This window comes from Achromobacter sp., assembly GCF_036567245.1.
Taxonomy (GTDB): Bacteria; Pseudomonadota; Gammaproteobacteria; order Burkholderiales; family Burkholderiaceae_B; genus Achromobacter.
Genome location: NZ_DATCUY010000370.1, coordinates 1 through 5,442, shown reverse-complemented (window position 1 = coordinate 5,442; position 5,442 = coordinate 1). Strand labels below are relative to the sequence as shown.

The window sequence follows — 5,442 nt, the reverse complement described above, 5'->3', positions numbered from 1 at the left end:
GTCATCGCCGTCGGCACCACCAGCGTGCGCGCCCTGGAATCCGCCGCCGCCCAGACCGAAGGGCGCACCGCCTCCGGCCTGCCGCTGGCCGCCGCCCAAGGCGACACGCGCCTCTTCATCACCCCCGGTTACCGGTACCGCGTCATCGACGCCCTGGTCACCAACTTCCACCTGCCCCAGTCGACCCTGCTGATGCTGGTGTCGGCGCTGGCCGGCGTAGAACCGATACGCCGCGCCTACGCCCACGCCGTCGCCGAGCGCTACCGCTTCTTCAGCTATGGCGACGCCATGTTTATCGAGTCCCCCGCCCCATGACCGGACTGAATTTCGAACTGCTCGCCACCGACGGCGGCGCCCGCCGCGGCCGCATCACGCTGAACCACGGCGTGGTCGAGACGCCTATCTTCATGCCAGTCGGCACCTATGGCAGCGTCAAGGCCATGATGCCGCACGAACTGAAAGAGATCGGTTCGCAGATCGTGCTGGGCAACACCTTCCACCTGTGGCTGCGCCCGGGCACGGAAATCATGGAAAAGCACGGCGGCCTGCATGGCTTCATGCAGTGGGACAAGCCCATCCTGACGGATTCCGGCGGCTTCCAGGTGTTCAGCCTGCAAGGCATGCGCAAGATCACCGAGGAAGGCGTGAAGTTCGCCTCGCCGATCGACGGCGCGCGCCTGTTCCTGACGCCGGAAGAATCCATGCGCATCCAGCGCTCGCTGAATTCCGACATCGTCATGGTGTTCGACGAATGCACGCCCTATGAAATCGACGGCCGGCCCGCCACCGTCGAGGAAGCCGCCCGTTCCATGCGCATGTCGCTGCGCTGGGCGCGCCGCTCGCGCGAGGAATTCGACCGCCTGCAAAACCCCAACGCCCTGTTCGGCATCGTCCAGGGCGGCATGTACGAAGCCCTGCGCGATGAGTCCCTGGCCGGGCTGCAGGAGATCGGCTTCCATGGCTACGCCATCGGCGGCCTGTCGGTCGGCGAGCCCAAGGAAGACATGATGCGCATCCTGGCGCACGTCACGCCCAAGCTGCCGGCCCAGGCGCCGCGCTACCTGATGGGCGTGGGCACGCCGGAAGACCTGGTCGAGGGCGTGAGCCGCGGCGTGGACATGTTCGACTGCGTCATGCCCACTCGCAACGCCCGCAACGGCTGGCTGTTCACGCGTTTCGGCGACGTCAAGATCCGCAACGCCAAGTACCGCGACGACACCCGCCCGCTGGACCCCAGCTGCAGCTGCCATACCTGCGCGAATTTCTCGCGCGCCTACCTGCATCACCTGCAGCGCGCCAACGAAATCACCGGCGCGCGCCTGAACACCCTGCACAACCTGCATTTCTATCTGACCATCATGAAGGAAATGCGCGAGGCTATCGCGGAAGGCCGCTTTGACGCCTGGCGCGCGCAGTTCGCCGCAGACCGGGCGCGGGGCATCGAGTAGGACGCGGTGCGGGCTAGCGGCGGGGGCCGATCTGGAAGCGGCGAAGCTCCTCGTCAATAGCCTGCGCCAATTCCGCGCCGCGACTGCGCGGCATGCGGTTCGCCGGCGCAACAATCCCTAGCGCCGCTGTGCCGCTGGCGCCGACCGCGAACGCAACTCCCACTCCCCCGACCCCCTGGCCGCTGACCTGGGTATAGCCTTGCGTGCGCGCCTGCCGGACCCAGCGCAGCAATTTCGACAGCGACAGGTCTTTCGCCAGGTACTGCCGGCGGTGGCGTTCGAAATGCTCACCGATCCTGTCGTCGTCCCATTGCGCCAGCAATGCGAAGCTGGGAATCCCCAACCCCAGCAGTCGCGCTCCTCCCACGTAGTCGGCGTAGGACCGGATCGGGCGCGAACCCTCCTCCAGATGCAGGCAGTGGCTGTAGTCCCCACTACGGACCACCAGGAACGTGTGCTCATCCGAACGGCGCGCCAGCGCCTTCATGACAGGAACGCATATCTGCGTCAGGGGCGCTTGCGCCAGCGCCACCAGCCCCATCCCCATCGACTCCAATCCCAGGCAATAAGTACCGCTGACCGCATCGCGCCTTGCATAGCCAGCGGATACGAGCACCGACAACATGCGATATGCGGTCGTCCGGTCGAGCCCCGAATGCGCCACCAGGTCGCGCAGCGCCATGCCGCCCGCCTGTTCGACGCTCAGTAGCCGCAGCAGGTCCAACGCCCGGCCGATGCTCTGTCCTCCGCGCACGGGCCGCGACGCCGAAACGGGGGAACAGGATCGTGTGGCGGTTGCGCGCGGCATGGTCGGCATTCCAGGGTCTAGTCCAGATGGGGCGATCATAGCGAGATTGTCAGCGAGGCGGAATGTGCACATGGTGCACACACGGACAGATAGTCGTTGCCGCGTCTGCGCAGCTGGCCTGGAATGTCTCCACAACGGCCTGCGGCCACGAAAAACATAACCGCGACGAGACATGATCCCTTACCAATCCCGCCTTCCCGCTGGATCCCCCGCCTTCATCGAACAACGCGCCGGCATGCTGGCCCTCATCGCAGAAATGCGCGCGCTTGAACAACGCGCCCGCGACGCGTCCGAGCGCGCGGCACCGGCCTTCGCCCGGCGCGGCGCCCTGTTGCCGCGTGAACGCGTCGACCGCCTGCTTGACCCTGGCCGGCCTTTCCTGCCGCTGGCGACGCTGGCGGGATACGGCATGGACGGCGGCGACCTGGACGCCTGCGTACCGGGAGGGTCGCAGATCGCCGGGATCGGCTACGTCAGCGGCGTGCGCTGCATGGTCATCGCCACGGATTCCGGCATCGAGGCCGGCGCGCTCACGGAAGCCGGCAATATGAAGCTCATGCGCTGCCAGGAGATCGCGCTCGAGAACCGCCTGCCCTTCTTGCATCTGGTGGAGTCCGCCGGCGCCAACCTGCGCAAGTACCGAGTCGACAAATTCATCCGCGGCGGCGGCATGTTCTACAACCTGGCGCGCCTGTCGGCTGCCGGCCTGCCGGTCATCACCGTGGTGCATGGCTCATCGACCGCGGGCGGCGCCTACATGCCGGGCCTGTCCGACTACGTAATCATGGTGCGTGGACAGGCCAAGGCGTTCCTGGCCGGGCCTCCGCTGCTCAAAGCGGCGACGGGAGAAGTGGCCAGCGCCGAAGAGCTGGGCGGCGCCGACATGCACGCCCGCATCAGCGGCCTGGCCGAATACGTGGCGGAAGACGACGCCCACGCCATCGCCATCGCCCGCGCGGTGGTGGACGCATTGCCCTGGCCGCGGGCGGCGGCCGCAGGCATCGCCACGCCGCCACGCCTGGATCCGGACGAACTGGCCGGCGTCATGGTGCTGGAGCACCGCCGACCCATCGATATGCGGGAGATCATTGCTCGAGTGGTGGACGATTCTCTTTGGCTCGACTTCAAGCCGGACTATGGCGCACAGACGATCTGCGGCCACGCCCGTATCGACGGCCACGCGGTGGGAGTCGTCAGCAACAACGGTCCCATCGATCCTGCCGGCGCGGCCAAAGCCACGCAATTCATCCACCTCTGCAATCAATCAGGCACGCCGCTGCTGTTCCTGCAGAACACCACAGGCTTCATCGTGGGCCGCGCCTCGGAAGAGGCCGGCATGATCAAGCATGGCTCGAAGATGATCCAGGCCTTGTCCAACTCCCGCGTGCCGCAGATCACCATCCATTGCGGCGCCTCGTTCGGCGCGGGCAACTACGGCATGTGCGGACGCGCATTCCGCCCCCGCTTCTGCTTCTCCTGGCCCAATGCCCGCACCGCGGTCATGGGCGGCGAACAAGCGGCCGGCACGCTGGAGATCATTGCCCGCCAGCAGGCCGAGCGCGGCGGACGTCCGGTGGACGAAGCGGCCCTGGCCGCGCAGAAAGCCGAGGTCATCGCGAACTTCGAGCGCCAGGCCCGCGCCTTCTACACCAGCGGCCATTTACTCGACGACGGCGTGATCGACCCGCGCGAGACTCGCGCCGTGCTGGCTTTCGTGCTTGCCACCATCGCCGAAGGCCAGGCGCGATCGCCGCAGCCGATGCAATTCGGCGTGCCGCGCTTCTGAAACCGACAACCAGAACCAAGGAGACGACATGCTCTACACCCAGCAACACCGCGAACTCATGGACAGCCTCAGGCGCTTCATCGCCGCCGAGATCGACCCTTACGTGGACGAATGGGAAGCCGCCGAGATTTTCCCGGCGCGCGAGCTGTTCAGGAAGATGGGGCCATTGGGGTACCTGGGCATCACGAAGCCCGAAGCCTACGGTGGCCTGGGCCTGGACTTCTCGTACGCCATGGCGGCCTCCGAGGCCATGGGATACGCCCGCGCGCAGGGAGTCGCGATGGGCATCGGCGTGCAGACCAATATGGCCACCCCCGCGCTGGCCGCGTTCGGCTCCGACGCGCTGCGCCAGGAGTTCCTGGCGCCGGCGATAGCTGGCGAGGCCGTCGCGTCCATCGGCGTGTCCGAACAGGGCGCGGGCTCGGACGTGGCGTCCCTCAAGACCCGCGCGCGGCGCGACGGCGACGACTATGTCATCAGCGGATCGAAGATGTGGATCACCAATGGCACCCAAGCAGACTGGATCTGCCTGTTGTGCAATACCTCCGAGGGCAATCCGCACAAGAACAAGTCGCTCATCGTGGTGCCGCTGCGGGAAAACGGCAAACGCGTACGCGGCGTCGAGGTGCAGAAGATCCGCAAGTTCGGCATGTGGAGTTCGGACACCGCGCAGATCTTCCTCGACGAAGTCCGCGTGCCCGTGCGCAACCGCATCGGCGAGGAGGGCATGGGTTTCATCTACCAGATGAAGCAGTTCCAGGAAGAGCGCCTGGACGGCGCGGCGCGGCGCCTGGCCGCCATCATGTGGATCCAGGAAACCGTGGACTACCTGCGGCAACGGCAGGCGTTCGGCCGACCGTTGCTGGACAACCAGTACATCCAATTCAAGCTGGCCGAACTCAAGACCGAACTAGAGGCGTTGCGCGGGCTGATCTACCTGGCGACGCAAACCTATATCGAAGGCGGCGACGTCGTCGAGCTGGCGTCCATGGCCAAGCTTAAAGCCGGACGCCTGTCGCGCGAGATCACCGACTGGTGCATGCAATTCCAGGGCGGCATGGGCTACACCTGGGACAACCCGGTGTCCCGCGCCTATCGCGACTACCGACTGTGCTCCATCGGCGGAGGCGCCGACGAAGTCATGCTGATGGTGATCGCCCGCCACATGGGCCTGATGGCCAAGAAGGCCTGAGGTTCCATGGAACACGTCTACCAGCATCTCATCGTCACGCGCCTGCGCGGCTTGTTGTTCGTGACGCTCAACCGTCCCGAAACGCGCAACGCGCTCGGCGCCGAAGTCGTAGCCGAAATGGACCGCGCCATTGCCGGCGCGCCCGGCGAGCCGCCGCCCCGGGCGGTGATCCTGCGCGGCAGCGGCGGCTTCTTCAGTGCCGGAGGCA

General features: G+C 66.5%; 6 protein-coding genes. 5 read left to right on the top strand and 1 reads right to left on the bottom strand.

Annotated features, from left to right (window positions below; genetic code table 11):
- On the top strand, positions 1–315 hold a 315-nt coding region (locus VIR09_RS15910; RefSeq protein ID WP_332013744.1), incomplete at its 5' end, for an S-adenosylmethionine:tRNA ribosyltransferase-isomerase.
- Positions 312–1,448: a tRNA guanosine(34) transglycosylase Tgt gene (gene tgt / locus VIR09_RS15905; RefSeq protein WP_332013743.1), complete on the top strand. Its 1,137-nt coding sequence runs from the start codon at positions 312–314 to the stop codon at positions 1,446–1,448. The genes VIR09_RS15910 and tgt, both read left to right, overlap by 4 nt.
- A gap of 13 nt (positions 1,449–1,461) precedes the next feature.
- On the opposite strand, the gene VIR09_RS15900 is transcribed toward tgt, so the two are convergent.
- Positions 1,462–2,202 carry an IclR family transcriptional regulator gene (locus VIR09_RS15900; protein WP_332013742.1) on the bottom strand — a complete coding sequence of 247 codons (741 nt, stop codon included), beginning with the start codon at positions 2,200–2,202 and terminating at the stop codon, positions 1,462–1,464.
- Positions 2,203–2,428: 226 nt separating this feature from the next.
- Between VIR09_RS15900 and VIR09_RS15895 the strand changes: the two genes are divergently transcribed.
- The 3 genes from VIR09_RS15895 to VIR09_RS15885 form a co-directional block, all read left to right on the top strand.
- Positions 2,429–4,042, top strand: coding sequence for an acyl-CoA carboxylase subunit beta (locus VIR09_RS15895; protein WP_332013741.1), 1,614 nt, complete (start codon positions 2,429–2,431; stop codon positions 4,040–4,042).
- Positions 4,043–4,070: 28 nt separating this feature from the next.
- Positions 4,071–5,234 carry an acyl-CoA dehydrogenase family protein gene (locus tag VIR09_RS15890; RefSeq protein ID WP_332013740.1) on the top strand — a complete coding sequence of 388 codons (1,164 nt, stop codon included), beginning with the start codon at positions 4,071–4,073 and terminating at the stop codon, positions 5,232–5,234.
- A gap of 6 nt (positions 5,235–5,240) precedes the next feature.
- A partial coding sequence (locus tag VIR09_RS15885; RefSeq protein WP_332013739.1) for an enoyl-CoA hydratase-related protein occupies positions 5,241–5,442 on the top strand: 202 nt, incomplete at its 3' end.